This is a genomic window from Paenibacillus sp. PL91 (assembly GCF_012935325.2).
GTDB lineage: Bacteria > Bacillota > Bacilli > Paenibacillales > Paenibacillaceae > Pristimantibacillus.
Map to the genome: position 1 here is coordinate 16929 of NZ_JABBYG020000002.1, position 16650 is coordinate 33578.

The window sequence follows — 16650 nt, forward strand, 5'->3', positions numbered from 1 at the left end:
TTATCGGGCCTCCGATGGCATTTTCACCTTTTGCTGTTGCGATTCGACCAAACGGTAATAGTGCGTTTGTTTCGCGTAAAGCTCTTCATGCGTCCCCATTTCCACAATACGGCCTTGGTCGAGGACAATTAGCCGATCAGCATGGCGAAGAGTGGTTAAGCGGTGGGCAATCGCGATAGTGGTCCTCCCCTGGACTAAACGGTTTAATGCTTCTTGAATAAGACGCTCCGTCTCCGTATCAACGGATGCCGTCGCTTCGTCCAAAATCAAGATCTCCGGATCAAGCAGCAAGGCTCTCGCAATCGCAATTCGCTGTTTCTCTCCACCCGATAAGCGGTGTCCACGTTCCCCGACGCGCGTATCGTAGCCCTCCGGCAGGCGACAAATAAAGTCGTGGGCATTCGCAGCATGTGCAGCTGCAATAATGTCCTCCGGCACAGCATCAGGACGGCCGTAGGCTATGTTCTGGGCTATCGTACCATCGAACAAAAACGTTTCCTGCAGCACGACACCTATATGTTTTCGGAGGCTTTCCTGCTGGATATCCCTCAAGTCGTACCCATCCAGCTCTACGCTTCCGGCATTCGGATCATAAAAACGGCAGATCATGTTAATGAGTGTCGTTTTGCCAGCACCCGAGCGGCCAACAAGTCCAATCATTTCACCGGAGCGGATGGTGAGGTCAATATCTTTCAGCACCGGTCGGTCCACCTCATATCCATACCGTACACCATGAAATCGGATCTCGCCAGATACGGAAGTAAGCTCCACCGCATCCTCTTTATCAGGGACATCAATCGGGGCATCGATGATTTCGAGAATGCGCTCGGCCGAGCCAAGCGTCCGGTTTAGCCAGCTTAATAGCTGACCGGAGGCTTGAACAGGTCCGAAAAACATCAGTAAATAGGTAGTAAAAGCCGTCAATGTACCGATGGACATCGTCCCGGACATGACAGCACGTCCTCCCAAATACCAAACGGCAATGCCGAACACCGCGGTCAATACCGTAAAAACCGGCGATACGCCTAGCCAAAGATTACCGAAGGATATCGTTCGATTGATCCAATGATCATTTACTTTGTCAAAACGATTCTTCTCCGCATTTTCCTGTGCAAAAGCTTTAATGACCCGAATGCCCTGTAGCGCTTCGCCAATCATATTATTGACATGCAAAGCGGATTGCCATTGCGAATACCAAAGCGAACTAAGTCTCTTCCACAGCCAATAGAATCCTGCCGCCAAGAACGGGGTTGGGATCAGAATCATCGCAGCCAGCTGCCAATCCAAATGAAACAACATAAACAGGATGCATACAGCGAGCAGCAGCTGCGTGACCAGATAGACGATGCCGTTCGTTAGAAACTCTTTCAATTCATCGGTATCATCCTGGATCCGGCCGATAAATTGCGAGACCTGGCGGTGGTCAAAAAAACGCATTGAAAGCTTCATCAAAGCCCCGAACATATCCCGTCGGATCGCCCCTACCAGTTTCCCGCCTATTCGAACGCCCAGATAGCTTCGGATAACTTGCATGCCTGCAGATAGCACCTGTACGAGTGCTAAACCGCTTGCCAAGGCAAATAGGACGGCCATGCTTCCAGTTGATTTGGCCACTTCATCCACAATCATTTTGATCAAATAAGGAGGAATCACTTCAATAAATACGGATATGACAAGCAGCAAGGCGCTTACCAGCATGGGACGTCGGTATGGGGTACAGTAAGCTGCCAATCTCCGCAGCATGGTCCATTTACTGCCGCAGCTTAAACATTTGCTAGTACCGTGAGTGGCCGGCTTTCCGCATTGAGAGCATCTCTTCATTTCCGTCGTTTCTTCTAAAGCAAGGATGCTAAGTTCTTCAGCATCGTCAACTTCCGCCAACCAGTTCCTAATTGCCGGAACAGCCTGTCGGAAAGACTCGATGCACGGCAGCGAGAATCTCGCAGCTTCTATTTTGCCGTCAATAGTTATAATAAAAAACGATGCTCCGCCGAGTGCTTCGCGAACGGATACATCGATCATTTTTTTCTTTAGAAGGGTCATGATGGTTTTTCCCTGCTCATCCACCACTTCCATGGTAGAGGCTTTAAAGACGACGTCGTATTGCCGGAATCGTTGTAAGGTGATATCCATATCCGCTCTTAATCGAAGCCATGGAATCTCTGTACGTTGTTCGAATGTGTTGACATTAACAGCCTTACCAGCTTCCCGCATCGAGTTCTCCGTTTTCACGTCAAAATACTCCTTTATCAAAATCACTCACCGGCTGCTGCATTTAAAGCTGTTTTCTTTCTGCGTACCATCGAATCACTTTATACCACTTGGGCACATGCAAGGACAGTGCAGTTAGCAGCTTGGACCTCCAGTGATTCGCCGGCAGAAAACGATTGTTACGCCGAACACCAGACCACCGTCCGATAATGCTTGCAAACGGTACGGGATCATCCGGCTCAAAGCAAGTATCCCCTTTGAAGATAAATAACTCCTGAACGCCATCCTGCTTCACTTCATGTAGACGGTGACCGATTAACGGACCCTTGATTGTCATAAATAAGCATATATCGCCAACCTTCAGCTCTTCCCGTCGCACTGTCGTGAAGGTGCTTACGTTTCCTTCCTTAATCAAGGGGTACATGCTGATACCCACTGAAGGCAGTTCTATCTTACCGGTACGCTTGATTGCTGCCGACATGATTGGCGACAAATCATTCATTTCTTAGCAATCCAGCCTCTAACAGCATCTTAACAAACGCCTGCACATCAGCGCTGACCACTTCCATCTCAACACCGTACTCGGTATGGATTTTTTCGGCCAGTTGAGCCACGGTTGGATATTCGGGAAGTATCGACCAAATGTAACCGCCAAGCTCGTTAACCTTCGTGATGCCATGGGTCTCAATATTCAGCAGCAGCCACTCGCCATCCAGCTCAGCACTCTCGACATTTTCCCGCCTTAGCAGCGTTTGATTTGCTAGTATCGTCAAGATATCACTCCCCAAAAGGTATCGTTTTTCTGAAAATAAAGCTCGTAAGCCGGCACGCGTTCAACTGCCTGTTTGCATAGCGCAATCATCTTTGCCGTCTCCAGCTTGTTATGCTCCCAATAAAAAACCTTATCAAGCAGCATAATCAATGCGTCGGCTTTGCGGATACCTACCCGTTGAACTTCCTGCGATTGGATCAGAAAATGAATTCCAGCCAAAGGCCTGCTCAGCAGTTCGCACGCTTCTTCCATTTCGCTCCGAAACGGAGAATCATGGATCGTAATTGAACCATCTGTCTCGAACAAAAGCAGCGTCGCCTCATCGGAAAGAATAGGACGGGGAACAGAAAGGTCGGCCACCGTTGACTTGCCCGCTCCGGAAGGTCCGGCAAACATCCATGCGCGATTATCCTCCACGACGCAAGATGAATGGATGAGCAGCCCTGCGCGCCGATGGATCAACCAGGCACTATAGAGATTGATTAATGCGTGCTTGAGTGCCAAATCGTCGTGAACATAAATTTTAGCGATGCTGTAATCCGGTGTTGTCACCAGCTTATAATCCGCTCGGGTATAAACATGCTCTCTGCCGTTGTCTTCCATTTCGACAGGACCGTCGTCGTAAGGCTTTCCATAAAAGTCGTACAGCTCTACCTGAATATCGGGTTCTTCACTAGACAAGCTTGTTTCAAATGTCCGAAAACGTGCGGTCAATTCATTATATAAAAAGGTTGTTTGAATTTGAAAAACGATCGAACTCCTGCCAACCCGTGTATGCAATGTGTATGCCATCCTGCACCGCCTGTTCTTCAGTATGCCAGAGAAGGAAAGGGGAGCAAACTCAATCGTTCGCTCCGCTTCTCAAATAAAATCTATCATCGCTTTCGAGTTAGCCTCCGATATAGTGTCTGCAGAACATAGGCTTGAAATTACGTTTTTGACACCATTCGTAACCACCGACTTTATCGCTCGGTCTCGCTGTTCCAAACTCGACAGTATGCTGCATAAGTACTTTTGGAGCTTCATATTTTTTCATTGCACTCACCTCCTCTCAAAAAACTTATGACATATTATAGTGATAGTCAACGATATTTATTATATTTAGTTAAATTTTACTATAAAGAAATGATTTTGATGTTTCCAAAGTCACGAAAACGTGACTATTCATTTAATTTATTTTTATTTTGCCTGGACCGAACGGTTCGCAGCCAGAACTGAAGCCGCCGCTTATAGATTTTGGCATAGATTTTGCTCATAGGTTCGTTCGGATCCGGGACCTCCGATCTATTGGCATACTTTAATAAGTCCAATGCATAATCTCTCGGCGGAAGCAGTAAAAAACGCAGGTGCGCCCATTGTTGTCTGACCGAATCGTAGGCGACGAAGGCAGAGAATAGATGGAAACCATAAAATCGCCAGTTTCTGCGCCCGTACTGGGCATTACGCATCAGCTCGATATTCCAGAACGGCCAGCGTCTTCGTACGTTGAGTGGCTTGATCCCTTGCAGCTCGGGAAACAAATCATAAACAATCGTTAGCGCAATCAGCACTTTGGCATAATTTCCGTCACGCTTTGCCTGTTCAAAGAGACGGCCGTAATCGATTTCGGCGCTGCTGCACCGCAAGACGTGTAAAATATCAATTATGTATTTAAGTGACAGCATATTGTGGTTATAGCCATGAAGGCAAAGGTAGTAAAAGGTATCCTTGACCGAGAGCTCCTTCACGAATTGATAGGGAGAAATCGGCTCCGCATCCATCCAAAAGCTGCTCATATCCGTGTCCGAGACATGTTCTCGCAAAATGTTCCAATGAAGCTCCACACCGAGCAGCGGAAATTCCTCGTTCGCGTAAAATTTATTCAACAGCATATGAAAATGGTCCGCATCGTCTTCTATGTACCGGATAAACTCATGACTTTCCAATAAGGAAACTGCCCTATCCAGATCTTCAGGACGAACTAGCAGATCGATATCGGATGTTCCCCTACCCGAAAAATGCCCAAAAAACCGCTCAGACAACCGGATGCCTTTCAACACGATGACTTGAATTCCTGAACGCTCGAAAGCCTCTAGAAGCTTATACATCTCAGAACGTATCAGCATATTTTGAAATAAAACAGCATCAACACCCGTTTTAAGCCGGCTTCGGTGCTCGGAAGGTACGGCATCCAATAAGCCGTGGCTCTTCAACAAATAATAAACTTGGGGAGCGACTTGAAAAATATCGATATCGTCAATTGCTTCTTTGGCTGATTCCTCTGAATCAAACAACGGACATTGATTTTGGTAGATCCGCCTTATAAGAGTTACCGCTTCCGAATCTTTCATGAGCCTCTCCTTTCTTTATCGTTAATAAAGTAGATTCGGTTTGAACTTCTAATTTGGGGGGGTAAGCGTATCTGCTTTATGGTTTGATGACTCGTAAAAACACTTTATTTATCGAATCAGCACTTCCTTTGTCACCCGTGCAGGTAGTTTCTTCCTTACAGCGAATTATCCGTAATAGAACACCTGAAACGGAGGGATTGATATGGGTATTTTGAAAACGAAAGATGCCGCAGATCTGCTTTCTGTCAGCCAAACGACTATCAAACGTTGGGCTTCCACTTATCCGAATTTTTTTCAAAAAGACCGATTTGGCCACTATATATTCTCAGAGCAAGAAATTGACCTGCTCATTCACATTAAAGACCGAGTCGATCATGGGGAATCATTGGATTGCATTGTTCTCATGGCTAACAAGCAGCCGTCAGAAACTCTGCATGATGAGACTCTATTGCACATGCATGATCCGTCTAAGGATTTGTTGGCCCGTATCGAGCATATCGAGCGCTCGCTAGATCAAAAAGCCGACGAAGTCGTCTCGGTCCAGTTGCTCCGGCAGCGCGAGGAACTGGAGGAGCTGCGCCAAATGATCGTACAATTAGCGGCTTCCATTGAAACGATACAAAGTTCTAGCAGCAAATCCTATTTGTCACACGAGGAGATTCACCCGGCTGGCATCGCCAAACTACAGACACCGCCCAGGAAGCGCGGCCTTTTGCGATCTATTTTCTCATTCTTGTAAAAGGAGGAAATAAAGATTGAAATGGATGGAAGAAAAGTAACGGAAAGTATAAAAAGAGGCAGCCCGGACTCGATATGTCCAGGCTGCCTCTTCTATTGCCACTTTCCCTGATGTAATTAATGTCATTAATCTTCCGGTCATCAATTTTAATAATCGGCTTCATCTGCATAAAAACAATATTAATGTAAAAAATAGGATTTAGATGTTTCTTAAATAAGGAGGTATTCCAATTGTAATTGCATTTCCTGAGATTAGAGCTTCAATCAACAATCGACTCAAAACATCCGCTAATAATAGGAATTCAGGAGGAAAGTAATGAAAAAAACGATTTTATTTGCATGTTTGATGCTATCTGCCCTTACGCTAGGAACGGCAATGACCCATTCGAATTCAAGTCCTGTCACGGTTACGATCATTAACGGTGAAGGGAAAAATATAGGCAAAGCTGAGCTTACGCAAAAAGGTGACAAAGTGCATATCCTCGTTGAGGCAGAAAATCTTGCTCCAGGAACCCATGGCATCCATTTTCATGCTGTAGGCAAATGCGATATCCCTGATTTTACGACTGCCGGCGCCCATTTGAACCCTCAAAACAAACAACATGGCTTCCATAATCCAAAAGGTTTCCATGAAGGGGATTTGCCAAACATCGAGGTTGGAGCTGACGGGAAAGTAAAAGCAATGATTACAAGTGAAACCGTAACTTTGGCACATGGGAAACCTCATTCATTGTTCCAGCCTGGAGGAACCTCCATCATTATCCATGAAAAAGCGGATGATTATGTGACAGATCCATCTGGAAACTCCGGAAATCGAATAGCCTGCGGGGTTATCAAATAGAGATTGTCCTTTTCTCATAAACGACAAGAATAAACCGCGAAGTAATCATAGGATTACGTTGCGGTTTATTTTCATCTCACCCTTTCCCCTTTTCTAACCACTCTTACATCGTTCCGCCACCGCGGCGTATGGATGCAGGGATCTTCTCAGGCCCTTCATTGATATACTTATAAATAAAAGTGGCGATTTTTTCTTCATCATAGACACTGAGCTCCATCGTTTTCGTCCAAGCATTAACGACAACCTCTTTGCCGGCAGGAATATCTTCATTCGGAACTGCCAATATCCCTGCCCCCGCTTCCCTAAAATTCACAAAGAAGTTAAGCTGCTCCTTGATTTTAGGATCGGCGTCGGCATGATAGTAAATGATAATATCGCCATGCTCCAAATTATGAACGAGCATCTCGTACGACGGCTTGTCTTTATAGAAGCCAAATTTCAAATCATGCGGGCTATGTGTCCCTGATGTAGGAATCTTCATTTCATATTGAACGGAGTCATCCGAATGGTCGGCCCCATAGTATTTGTCCTCCGTTACATCAATTGCAGCCTCTAAATTCAAGCTATTCACGTCATATTCCTTACCCAAATCCTTGGCAAAATGAACAATCACGACAATGATTGATAGGCTTAAAAGAAGATGTGCGGTAATGCGCATTGTTTTTGTTTTCCGCTTAATGGCCGCTTTTAGTTCCTTTTTTAGCCAGCTTGTATTTTCTTTATTCCATTTGGCAGCAAACCAATAACTAATGATGGCTAACAACAAAATAATTCCAGCAGTAACTAACAAAAAATACGAAGATCCTGATTGCTGATGCAAGCCCATATGCTCATTCATAAAAAAATCCGCACTCTCCTTTGCACTACTTCCTGTAGTGTTAATGATCAAAAAAATTAAGTGATTGCCAAAACAATCATGCCCATAAAGAGCAGCAAGACATGAATAGAAATCACTATAGAGGTCTTGCCCAGCCTTACAGGAATGTCATGGTCAGGGTCGACTAATTGCTGCAGCCTATAATTTACGACGCCATCGGTAAAATAGACTAGTACAGGTGTTGGGTTATCTTTAAATCCTTTTTTGATCAATTTTAGCAGCGCTCCGCCTAAGCCAAGCTCGGTGCCGGTTTTTTTAATCGCATGTTCATCGGCCAGCAATTCGCTCATCAGCTTAAAGTTATGATAAGTCCATTTTGTGATGGGAATAAACCAAAGTGATTGCGAAATAAGCTGTAGAATGAATATTTTCAAGGAATCGTTATGGCTTTGGTGAAAGGATTCGTGCTCTATAACGGCCTCCAGTTCTCTCTGATCAAGCATTTCAATCAGTTCACTGGAAAGAACGATGAGCGGTCTTCTGAATCCAACGGTAAACGCCATGGCGTGTCCGTGATCGATAACGATAATATTTTGATTAATCGGCTGAAATTGTTGAATGATCTTAGCGGTTAAATGTATATTTCTAAGCGACATCAGCCTTATTTTAAAACGTCTAGACAGCACATATTGCTGAATGACCTTAATCAGCGTAATTAAAATCGCATAAGCAATTAGCGAGTTCAGAAAAGTAATGACGATAAAATAATAAAGCGTGTTTTCTTTGAACAAGCTAATACAAAACTTGAAAAAGTTCACTTTCACATTAACGCCAAAAATGAGATGGACGATGTACATCCCCATCTGGCTCCATACCAACAGGGCAATGAAAAGACTGAGCGCCAATACTAGTGAGGACTTTCGCTGCCATCTCATGCTTGATTGTCCTTTTTTAATTGTTGAATTTTACGCTCAAGCTTGTCGATCAACGTTTGATCAACGTCCGAAAGCGCATCGATCATATGGTTGATGACCACGCCGCCAAATTCATCGAGAAGATTTTCGGTAAGCTTCTTGGACTGCTGCTCAATAAAATCTGCCTTAGATTCAGTAGGACGAAATAGTGAAAGTCTTCCTTTTAACCTTTTTTCTAAAATGCCCTTGTCCAACAATCGATTCATAACCGTCATGACCGTATTGAAATTAACAGGCTTCTCCTTCTCCAAACGAAGCTGCACGTCCTTAATGCTCAGCTCTTCTGCATCCCAGAGGATATCCATGATTTTGGCCTCTAAAGAACCAAAAAATCGATTTAAGCCGACTTTGCCATATTTAAAATTTTTAATATCCATGGACCGCTCCTTCCACTACATATTATAGTGTAGCAATAATTTCATTTCAAGTGGTTACATCTGCCTTCAAATTTCTCGTTAGTATGAAATGATCATACTCTGCTCAATCTAATGTTGCTGGAGGTGATGATAATGACAGGAAGAAACAATAAGCCAGATAACGATGGTCCAGCAGCAAGCCCATCTCGTCTCGATCAATTTGGCGACAAGCTTAGCCGCGACACGCAGAACGCACCGAAGAAAGCAAATAACAAAGGAAAAAGCTGCTAACAAGCAGCAAAGGCAGCCCATTTTCAGCGGGCTGCCTTCCATCTTATCGTAACGAGTTCTTCGCATATTTCTTTTGATACCGCAAAATCTTTTGATAGACGGACTTGTCACTTAAAGACTTGAATCCATAGATAGCGGGACGAGTATTCACCTCAATGATTCATAGCTTAAGGTTCCGATCCATCCCTATATCCATCTCCATTTCATTGAGATGCTTGTAGGGTACTGCACAGCTGATGTGCTGTTTGCAGCCCTAACCTTCTGAGCTTTTGTTTATATGGTTTTATGTTAGGCATATATTTTCCAAGCAAATTCAACCGGTTTTGAAGTTCCTCCCTTGCATACGTTTGTGACGATATTCTCTCGATGACCCAATCGGCCAATCTCACCTGTCGTTTCCCATAGGCCTTTCGGATTTTCTGCACCATCACTCTTGTACGAATATCTCGTTTGGGCATATTTTGTACCATTCTCATTGCGAGCTTAGTAGACGCAAAAGAACCGCATAGACAGCAGCTGCCTAAACGGTTCTTTTATCGGATTAGTCCCAAGGATGCTTCACAGTTAAAAATCCAGCAAACTTCTTGCTCTCATCTCTTCTAAGCTTGCGCATCTTTGCGCGGTGCGGAGCCGTCTCAAATAGCTTGAGCTCCTCTTCCGTTTCTGGTACGACTATCGGAACGGGAATAGGCTTACGATTCTCATCCAAAGCGACAAACGTCAAGAACGAAGTTGCGGCAACTTTGCGCTCCCCGCTTAACAAATCTTCCTTAATGACCTTAACAAAAACCTCAATAGAAGTACGGCCTGTCCATGTTACAAATGACTCTAGGCATACGGAATCTGTGGGTCTAATGGGCTGGAGAAAATCGACGGAATCCGTTGAGGCCGTTACGACCGATCTCCTGCAATGCTTCGTTGCTGCAATAGAAGCAATGTCGTCAATGTAGGCCATTAGTTTACCGCCAAACAACGTATTGTGATTGTTTACGTCTGGGGGAAAGACCCTAGCCGTTTTGTAGCATTTGGATTCACGCGAGTACCTTTGCTCCATTGCTTATTTTTCCCCTTTTGTAAAAACGGATAATAGCTGCGCTATTGCTTTCTCCTGATCGACCTCTAAGCAAAAATCAACGGGGCGGCCAACGGTTGAACGTACTCTGCGATCCGTAATGATCATTCCAGCCGTATATCCACTCCCACAGTCTATAACCGCATTCATCGTTTCGATTTGGACGAGCGACGGGTTTATGGCTACGATAACGGCTAACGGATCATGCATCGCGCATTCCCCATCGAACTTATTCGAAAACGCATAGAAATCAAAGTAAGGCTCTAATGCTACATTCAAAAAATCGAGAATTTCTTGTTTGTCGTCTGCAATCTCTTGAGACAAATAAGCCATATGCCGCTTACTTAACCGCGTCTTCTGCGTCACATCAAGACCAACTATCGTAAGCGGAAGCTGCGATTCGAATACGATAGCTGCCGCTTCCGGATCGCCGTAAAAATTAGCTTCGCTAACGGGTGTACTATTTCCCGGTACGAATACGCAGCCTCCCATAACGACAACCTTCTTGAATTTGGTTTCGATAGAGGGGTCGAGCTGCAAAGCAAGCGCCAAATTCGTCTGTCTGCCAACGGTAACCAGAGTAAGCTCACCAGGGCTCTCATTTACTTTTCGAACGATAAACTGTGCGGCGCTTTCCTCTTCCAGTTGTTGAGGAGACGGCGGCAAAATCGCGTCTCCTATTCCATTATGCCCATGGATATGGGATACAGACCCAGGAAACACACGTTTAAGCGGCCCTGCAGCACCCTTAGCAATAGGAACCTCATAACCGCAATTCGCGACTTGAACGACACGAAGCGTGTTTTCGGTAGCTTGTTCAACATCAATATTTCCGAAGCCTGTTGTGATGCCCTCTACATTTATCTCTGGAGATAAGAGCGCGTATAAAATGGCTAAGGCGTCATCGATGCCAGTATCTACGTCCAGCAGCATTCTGTTTATGTTTGACATATGATAACTCCTCCTTCTTCTTTCGTTCATTGTAAACAATTTATGAAACAAAAACCAAGCCTAAATTTTTAAAAAAAGTCATTATTTAATCATAAAAATCCCCTATTAGCCTTGCTCGGCTAGTTGCTTTAGCTGTTCATTGCGATGCTCCAAAAATTTAGTCATATAGGCCTTTAAAACCATTCGCTCCGTTATCCATCCCAGCCAGCCAAACGGAGCCTCGAAACGCAAAATATCCGTCATTAGCGTGCCTTCTTCAAGCTTTTCAAAAGCGTGAACATGCATTAGGCTCTTGAATGCACCTTTTTGCGTTTCATCGACAAATAAATATGGAGCGTTAAAATCCGTTATTTTCGATGTAAGCCGCTGTCTAATTCCAAAATGCGTCGCTTCAAAGGTAACCAGCTCACCTGCTCCTATACAGCCAGTCGTCACACCGGCTACCGCTCGCTCACGCGTATGTTTCCAAACCGTTCTCGTATGTACATCAATATCGCGCGCCAAATCGAAGCAGCGTTCAATCGGTGCCTTTATCATTATGCTTGTCGTTACTTCGACCAACCCATTCACCGCTCTTCATTCTTAGCATTCTAAATCCGGATACATAAAATTAATTCATACAACTAAGATAAGCCTTCTTTGATCATGTTCATAAAATAAGACTTATGCTCGGGATGGCAAGCGATCAAATAAGGCTGCCCGATCATGCCAGAAAACGGATTACCGTCATAGTCAAAGATGACGCCTCCTGCTTCCTTCACCATAAGAATACCGGAATACAAATCCTCGCCTTCCGAGTTATATACGATTATGGCATCCAAATCGCCTCTTGCGAGCATCGTCCATTGGAGCGTCGGCGCCCAAAGGCGCATCATCCGTTTCGTATTAACGTCTATGTAGTGTCTTAGCTTAACGGCTCTCTGTTCATTTTGAACCGCATGACCCTGAATCCAGCCTACTCTCGCTTTTTTAAATGCTTTTGCCGCACCCATGCTGACCGGCTTCGTATTGCAATAAGTACCCTCGTTCTCGCTTGAAACATAAAGCCGATCCGTCATTGGCTCGTAAATGACTGCAAGAACGACCGTTCTTTCAAAAACAAGCGTTATCGAAATGCCAAACAAAGGCATACCTATCGCAAAGTTATTCGTGCCGTCAAGCGGATCAACGAGCCACGTCCAATCGCTTTGCATATCATTTTCGCCGTATTCCTCTGATCGAATTTTATGGTCTGGAAAGACAAGCCTAATTTTATTTAAAATAATAGCTTCAGCCAAATGATCCACTTCCGTTACAATATCACCGTGGTCGTCCTTCTCCTCATAGTGATCCAATGTTCCGAACCTCTCGCGCGTGAGCCGTCCCGCTTCGTATGCTGCAGATATGGCCACTTCCCGTGCCCTATTCAACGTCATCTGATCCAATTTACTAATCTCCCGCTCTCCATTGATTTCTTCAATACAGTAAGTCACGTTACTGATTGCTCCTCTATTTATCAGTATAGAAATGAAGCCGATTGCCGAACGGATCAGTCAAGCTCACTTGATTCCATTCGTCATCAAAGCCCGGTCGCGCGAATTTGTAATTTTTCCCAAGCAAATACTGCTGAAGCCCCTTCGCGTCATCCACCTGAATGCGTACAGCAGAGCCTGGCGTACAATCACCGTGATGCTCGGATAAATGGATAATGCAGTTATCATTCGAAACTTGCATATAAAGCGGCATGCCTGGCTCAAAGCGATGCTCCCAGTCACATTTGAACTCCAAAAAATTGAGATAAAAATCTCTTGCCTTCTCTTCATCAAAAATCCGAAGTATGGGTACAGTACGTTTCATTTGAAAAGTCATCGGTCACACATCCTTATCCAGTGATATATCCTCCATGATTATACATTTATTTCTTGTGGTACGGAAGGTTGATCACAGGAAAAAGGACCATACCCGTTTGCGACAATCGCATACAGATACAGTCCATTGTTCATCTTAGCACCTATTTATTTTACGATACTCTCCAACACATCGTCGATGATCTGCGAGTTTGCAATAGCACCCGAATATAGCCAGCTAGCTGTTCTTGGATATTCGTAAAGCTTGCCATTCTTCACTGCAGGAATTGCTTGCCAGATCGGATCCTTCAATGCTTCAGAGCCAGAATCAACATCGCTGTTGATAAGGAAGATATGATCGGCATCCAGCTCTGCCAGCTTCTCTAGAGAAATAGCATTCCAGTTGCCAGTACCGGTTGCAGCGATTTCTTTCACTACTTCAGGAACAGTTAAACCCAGATCATTGTAAAGAACAGCGCCGCTGGATAGTTTATCGCTAACGACGAAGAAGCTCTCTTGTACTAGCCAAACCGCTGCCGCAGATTCGCCTGCTGCTACGCCTTGAAGTTTCTCTTTTGCTTCTTTCGCTTTTAATTCATAGTCATCTAGAACCTTTTGAGCTTCTTCACTCTTTCCTAGAACCTCACCGATTTTCAACAGCGATTTGCGCCAGTCAGCGTTAATCTCATCGCCAAGTGTATAGGTAGGAGCTATCTTTGCATATTGCGCATATTTGTCGCCCTCAACCGCACTATTTCCGCCTATTAGAATTAGATCAGGGTTAAAGCTTGTTACCGCTTCAAAAGGCAGATCATATGGAATGGGAGGAATGCCATTGAGTGAATCTTTCAAATAATCTTGCGTCCCGTTTTGAACGGACCACTGCGCAACAGGCTTAACTCCCAATGCTACCAGATGGTCTTCCAAATAAGAAGCGATAATGCGCTGTGGGTTTGCAGGTATCGTTACTTCGTTTCCTAATGCATCCGTTAATTTAAGCTCAGCAGGCGTTTCTTCAACAGTTGGTGCCTCAGTTGGTGCTTCAGTTGCAGCCGATTCATTGTTATTGCTGCCTCCACATGCAGCCAGCCAAAGCGACATCACCATCAAACTCATAAGTACAAGTACAAATTTCTTTTTATTGCGAATAAACACGATAGTTCCCCCTGAATAACTTATTAGTGTTGAAGTGAATCTCATCCACCTCAAAAGACAACTAATGATAACAATTATCATTTTCATTGTCAACCGTGGTTTAATTTTTTAAACCATCGTTTCTAAGTCACAATGATTTTTTATAAATATCCTGCTCGTTCAAACATTTCGTTTACCTGGCGAGAGGTTTCTTGGACAAATTTCCTGACGATCTCCTCCGAAATGTAAATAGGTTTAATACAAGGCTCTTTCGCCGAGTCATTAAACCAATGCAGCGTTCTCATTTTCCACTTCTCTATTTCTTGAGCGGTCAAGATCCCTGGCAATTCAACAGCAGCAGCTGTATGGAGCGTTTCCCATAGCCTTGGTCGCCAAGGCTCTATTTTATAAAAATTAAAATCGATTTGATCCGTGTCCATATAGTATAAGCTTCGTTCATTTTCAATCGTTTCAACGTCTATTTTTTGTTTGAAGTCTCTGTACACGGTGTTTTGCCAGAATAGATCCGTAATGACGTGAGACATATACCCTTTTGCAAACCAGAACCATTGCTCGCTCGAATGGTAAGGATCAAAATACGGACGCATATTGTTTAGAAAAATGTCTTCAACAGTACTATCCTTCCCCATTCCAAAATGGGTCTTTTGTTTGTCCGCTCTCGTTGTGTTCTCCCTCATATGAATAGCATCGGGCGATATGCTTCCGAGCAGAAAGGCAGCGTTAATGTCCATCCCTTTTTCCCTGAAAATCGTTTCCGTAACAAACATATGTACCATCGGCAGCGGCATCGTTCAAAGCACATCCTTTTCTTCAAATGAACAATAAATTTGATTGAGGTCACTCCAACCATATGCCATTTCGATTAAATGGCCGTTTCCTAATGGGATATCCTTTTCCGCAAAAAGCTTGCCTCCTAATCTGGAATAAAAGGTTGTCGCGGGATTTTCAGCTAAAACCCAGACCATTAAAGATTGATATTTGTGTAGTCTCAAATGATTTACGATAGCGGAAAATAATGCTTTTCCATATCCATTACCTTGATATTCTTTTAGCAAGTAGATGGAATAGAGCTCTGCGTCGTATTTATATTGTTCACTTCTGCTCTTTCAGCCATTTGAGAAGCCGACAATAGCTCCATCTTCATTTTCCAATACGAAGCTCACTTCATCGGGATTCAAATGATGAAATACCCAGTTCCAATTATTTATGCGCTTTTCAACGCTTAGATTGTTTAAATAATCATCCGAAATCATCCCTCTATAAGTCGACTTCCAACTGGCTACATGAACTTGAGCAATGCCAGGGACATCCTCGATAGAAGCTTGCCGAATCCGCATTTCAACCTCCTTTAAAGTAATTTCCTTTATAATAAAAATGGATTCAAAATCACTGTTTATTCAATAACTTCATATTGGTTATAAATTGTTTAACTTCTTTTGGAGACTTTAAAATAATTACTCTCTTATCAGGCGAATGGTTTCTGAGTTGCTCCATAATTTTAGGTTTTTGTTCTATTGAATAATCCCATACCCACTTTAGAAATTGAAAATTGATACGTTCTTCGCAGCCTTCTGCCAGATCATCTCTTTTCTTATTACGGTACTGAAACCTTCTCTTAAGCACACGAAATAAGCAAATCCACCTTGACAAATCAATAAATATGATTGTATCTGCCGCATTTAGCCTTATGTCAATTGTACCCCCGTAATTTCCATCAATTATCCATCTTTCGTGATTTATGAGTTTCTCTTGAACCTTCTTTTGCTCATCTTTTGGTGTTGCAACCCAGCCTGGCTTCCAAAAAATCGCATCTAGATGATAAACATTTATCAACAGAATCTTCCCTATCGTACGAGCCAGAGTTGATTTACCTGATCCGCCAGAGCCTATTAGTATAATTTTTTTCATCATGAGGCCGTCCTATCAAGAAATATTTGTAACCATATTAGATTTATTATGAGATATTCTTATTATTCACGCTGACCACAAAGTACTTTTCTTAGCGCTTCTTAATACATTCCCAAATTCCCTTGTACCCAAGGGACATGATAAGCAGCCACCGGTTTAAAAAACCTCTCCCTTTTGTTTCGTCTGTGCATCCGATAAAACTAATCGGGTTTCATTAGGCAACGGTAGTCCTATGACGTTCTTTCCTTCTCTAATAATAAGCATTTGTTTCATTCACCTCTTACTAATTATAACGAAATGGACTCCTAACATAAACGAAATGTTACAATGTATGTAAATTTATTTAGGAGGAGATTGGAATAAACAGAATTGTTTTTCAAATCATTGCAAGTATAGTTGCTATACTAA

At 43.6% G+C, this 16650-nt stretch carries 21 protein-coding genes and 1 pseudogene; 3 read left to right on the forward strand and 19 right to left on the reverse strand.

Annotated features, from left to right (window positions below; translation table 11 throughout):
- The 6 genes from HI950_RS05295 to HI950_RS05320 form a co-directional block, all read right to left on the reverse strand.
- Complete coding sequence (locus HI950_RS05295) at positions 1-2232, reverse strand: ABC transporter ATP-binding protein (protein WP_317618305.1); 2232 nt, start codon at positions 2230-2232, stop codon at positions 1-3.
- A 43-nt stretch (positions 2233-2275) separates the two neighbouring features.
- Positions 2276-2713, reverse strand: coding sequence for a signal peptidase I (locus tag HI950_RS05300; RefSeq protein ID WP_169082875.1), 438 nt, complete (start codon positions 2711-2713; stop codon positions 2276-2278).
- The gene (locus HI950_RS05305; protein ID WP_169082876.1) at positions 2706-2984 is read right to left on the reverse strand and encodes a PqqD family protein; all 279 of its coding nucleotides are present in this window, start codon (positions 2982-2984) and stop codon (positions 2706-2708) included. The genes HI950_RS05300 and HI950_RS05305 overlap by 8 nt, the downstream gene beginning before the upstream one ends.
- Positions 2981-3775: a hypothetical protein gene (locus tag HI950_RS05310; RefSeq protein ID WP_169082877.1), complete on the reverse strand. Its 795-nt coding sequence runs from the start codon at positions 3773-3775 to the stop codon at positions 2981-2983. The genes HI950_RS05305 and HI950_RS05310 overlap by 4 nt, the downstream gene beginning before the upstream one ends.
- Before the next feature lie 97 nt (positions 3776-3872).
- On the reverse strand, positions 3873-4019 hold the full coding sequence (locus HI950_RS05315) for a hypothetical protein (protein WP_169082855.1): 147 nt from the start codon (positions 4017-4019) through the stop codon (positions 3873-3875).
- Positions 4020-4143: 124 nt separating this feature from the next.
- Positions 4144-5313, reverse strand: a complete 1170-nt coding sequence (locus HI950_RS05320; RefSeq protein ID WP_169082878.1) for a nucleotidyltransferase domain-containing protein — start codon at positions 5311-5313, stop codon at positions 4144-4146.
- A gap of 202 nt (positions 5314-5515) precedes the next feature.
- Between HI950_RS05320 and HI950_RS05325 the strand changes: the two genes are divergently transcribed.
- Together HI950_RS05325 and HI950_RS05330 are read left to right on the forward strand one after the other, a co-directional pair.
- Entirely contained in the window at positions 5516-6052 is a 537-nt protein-coding gene (locus tag HI950_RS05325) for a MerR family transcriptional regulator (protein ID WP_169082879.1), read from the forward strand.
- A gap of 315 nt (positions 6053-6367) precedes the next feature.
- A complete protein-coding gene (locus HI950_RS05330) occupies positions 6368-6892 on the forward strand; it encodes a superoxide dismutase family protein (protein WP_169082880.1) in 525 nt (174 codons plus the stop codon).
- Positions 6893-6995: 103 nt separating this feature from the next.
- Here HI950_RS05330 and HI950_RS05335 read toward each other — a convergent pair whose 3' ends face one another.
- The 3 genes from HI950_RS05335 to HI950_RS05345 are packed head-to-tail and all read right to left on the reverse strand — an operon-like array spanning position 6996 to position 9060.
- A complete protein-coding gene (locus HI950_RS05335) occupies positions 6996-7730 on the reverse strand; it encodes a DUF3105 domain-containing protein (protein WP_169082881.1) in 735 nt (244 codons plus the stop codon).
- 56 nt (positions 7731-7786) lie between these two features.
- Positions 7787-8644 (reverse strand): M56 family metallopeptidase, encoded by an 858-nt coding sequence (locus HI950_RS05340; protein ID WP_169082882.1) that lies wholly within the window; start codon positions 8642-8644, stop codon positions 7787-7789.
- Positions 8641-9060, reverse strand: coding sequence for a BlaI/MecI/CopY family transcriptional regulator (locus tag HI950_RS05345; protein ID WP_169082883.1), 420 nt, complete (start codon positions 9058-9060; stop codon positions 8641-8643). Before HI950_RS05345 ends, HI950_RS05340 begins: the two co-directional genes overlap by 4 nt.
- Positions 9061-9192: 132 nt before the next feature.
- Between HI950_RS05345 and HI950_RS05350 the strand changes: the two genes are divergently transcribed.
- Complete coding sequence (locus tag HI950_RS05350; RefSeq protein ID WP_169082884.1) at positions 9193-9330, forward strand: hypothetical protein; 138 nt, start codon at positions 9193-9195, stop codon at positions 9328-9330.
- Between the two features lie 541 nt (positions 9331-9871).
- Here the strand turns inward: HI950_RS05350 and HI950_RS05355 are convergent.
- The 10 genes and pseudogenes from HI950_RS05355 to HI950_RS05395 all read right to left on the reverse strand — a co-directional run bounded on the left by HI950_RS05355 (position 9872) and on the right by HI950_RS05395 (position 16242).
- On the reverse strand, positions 9872-10384 hold the full coding sequence (locus HI950_RS05355) for an acyl-CoA thioesterase (RefSeq protein ID WP_169082885.1): 513 nt from the start codon (positions 10382-10384) through the stop codon (positions 9872-9874).
- A 3-nt stretch (positions 10385-10387) separates the two neighbouring features.
- On the reverse strand, positions 10388-11353 hold the full coding sequence (locus tag HI950_RS05360) for a nucleoside hydrolase (RefSeq protein ID WP_169082886.1): 966 nt from the start codon (positions 11351-11353) through the stop codon (positions 10388-10390).
- 105 nt (positions 11354-11458) lie between these two features.
- The gene (locus HI950_RS05365; protein WP_411268070.1) at positions 11459-11923 is read right to left on the reverse strand and encodes an SRPBCC family protein; all 465 of its coding nucleotides are present in this window, start codon (positions 11921-11923) and stop codon (positions 11459-11461) included.
- Between the two features lie 53 nt (positions 11924-11976).
- Positions 11977-12825: an inositol monophosphatase family protein gene (locus HI950_RS05370; protein ID WP_317618306.1), complete on the reverse strand. Its 849-nt coding sequence runs from the start codon at positions 12823-12825 to the stop codon at positions 11977-11979.
- 16 nt (positions 12826-12841) lie between these two features.
- Entirely contained in the window at positions 12842-13201 is a 360-nt protein-coding gene (locus HI950_RS05375; protein WP_223285145.1) for a glyoxalase superfamily protein, read from the reverse strand.
- A 146-nt stretch (positions 13202-13347) separates the two neighbouring features.
- Positions 13348-14295 carry an iron-hydroxamate ABC transporter substrate-binding protein gene (locus tag HI950_RS05380; RefSeq protein WP_169083460.1) on the reverse strand — a complete coding sequence of 316 codons (948 nt, stop codon included), beginning with the start codon at positions 14293-14295 and terminating at the stop codon, positions 13348-13350.
- Between the two features lie 179 nt (positions 14296-14474).
- Positions 14475-15122 carry a zinc dependent phospholipase C family protein gene (locus HI950_RS05385; protein WP_169082887.1) on the reverse strand — a complete coding sequence of 216 codons (648 nt, stop codon included), beginning with the start codon at positions 15120-15122 and terminating at the stop codon, positions 14475-14477.
- Between the two features lie 3 nt (positions 15123-15125).
- Positions 15126-15407, reverse strand: a pseudogene (locus HI950_RS35670) (GNAT family N-acetyltransferase); the annotation flags it as partial.
- 33 nt (positions 15408-15440) lie between these two features.
- Positions 15441-15671, reverse strand: a complete 231-nt coding sequence (locus tag HI950_RS35675; RefSeq protein ID WP_223285147.1) for a hypothetical protein — start codon at positions 15669-15671, stop codon at positions 15441-15443.
- A gap of 49 nt (positions 15672-15720) precedes the next feature.
- Positions 15721-16242: a DNA topology modulation protein gene (locus tag HI950_RS05395; protein ID WP_169083461.1), complete on the reverse strand. Its 522-nt coding sequence runs from the start codon at positions 16240-16242 to the stop codon at positions 15721-15723.
- Positions 16243-16650: the final 408 nt, after the last annotated feature.

Bases quoted from the DNA above. Each gene is read 5' to 3' on its own strand.
- HI950_RS35675 (WP_223285147.1), bottom strand. From the start codon at position 15,671: ATGCGGATTCGGCAAGCTTCTATCGAGGATGTCCCTGGCATTGCTCAA.
- HI950_RS05355 (WP_169082885.1), bottom strand. From the start codon at position 10,384: ATGGAGCAAAGGTACTCGCGTGAATCCAAATGCTACAAAACGGCTAGG.
- HI950_RS05320 (WP_169082878.1), bottom strand. From the start codon at position 5,313: ATGAAAGATTCGGAAGCGGTAACTCTTATAAGGCGGATCTACCAAAAT.
- HI950_RS05380 (WP_169083460.1), bottom strand. From the start codon at position 14,295: ATGAGTTTGATGGTGATGTCGCTTTGGCTGGCTGCATGTGGAGGCAGC.
- HI950_RS05345 (WP_169082883.1), bottom strand. From the start codon at position 9,060: ATGGATATTAAAAATTTTAAATATGGCAAAGTCGGCTTAAATCGATTT.
- HI950_RS05315 (WP_169082855.1), bottom strand. From the start codon at position 4,019: ATGAAAAAATATGAAGCTCCAAAAGTACTTATGCAGCATACTGTCGAG.
- HI950_RS05310 (WP_169082877.1), bottom strand. From the start codon at position 3,775: ATGGCATACACATTGCATACACGGGTTGGCAGGAGTTCGATCGTTTTT.
- HI950_RS05330 (WP_169082880.1), top strand. From the start codon at position 6,368: ATGAAAAAAACGATTTTATTTGCATGTTTGATGCTATCTGCCCTTACG.
- HI950_RS05325 (WP_169082879.1), top strand. From the start codon at position 5,516: ATGGGTATTTTGAAAACGAAAGATGCCGCAGATCTGCTTTCTGTCAGC.
- HI950_RS05395 (WP_169083461.1), bottom strand. From the start codon at position 16,242: ATGAAAAAAATTATACTAATAGGCTCTGGCGGATCAGGTAAATCAACT.
- HI950_RS05340 (WP_169082882.1), bottom strand. From the start codon at position 8,644: ATGAGATGGCAGCGAAAGTCCTCACTAGTATTGGCGCTCAGTCTTTTC.
- HI950_RS05350 (WP_169082884.1), top strand. From the start codon at position 9,193: ATGACAGGAAGAAACAATAAGCCAGATAACGATGGTCCAGCAGCAAGC.
- HI950_RS05300 (WP_169082875.1), bottom strand. From the start codon at position 2,713: ATGAATGATTTGTCGCCAATCATGTCGGCAGCAATCAAGCGTACCGGT.
- HI950_RS05360 (WP_169082886.1), bottom strand. From the start codon at position 11,353: ATGTCAAACATAAACAGAATGCTGCTGGACGTAGATACTGGCATCGAT.
- HI950_RS05385 (WP_169082887.1), bottom strand. From the start codon at position 15,122: ATGCCGCTGCCGATGGTACATATGTTTGTTACGGAAACGATTTTCAGG.
- HI950_RS05335 (WP_169082881.1), bottom strand. From the start codon at position 7,730: ATGAATGAGCATATGGGCTTGCATCAGCAATCAGGATCTTCGTATTTT.
- HI950_RS05375 (WP_223285145.1), bottom strand. From the start codon at position 13,201: ATGACTTTTCAAATGAAACGTACTGTACCCATACTTCGGATTTTTGAT.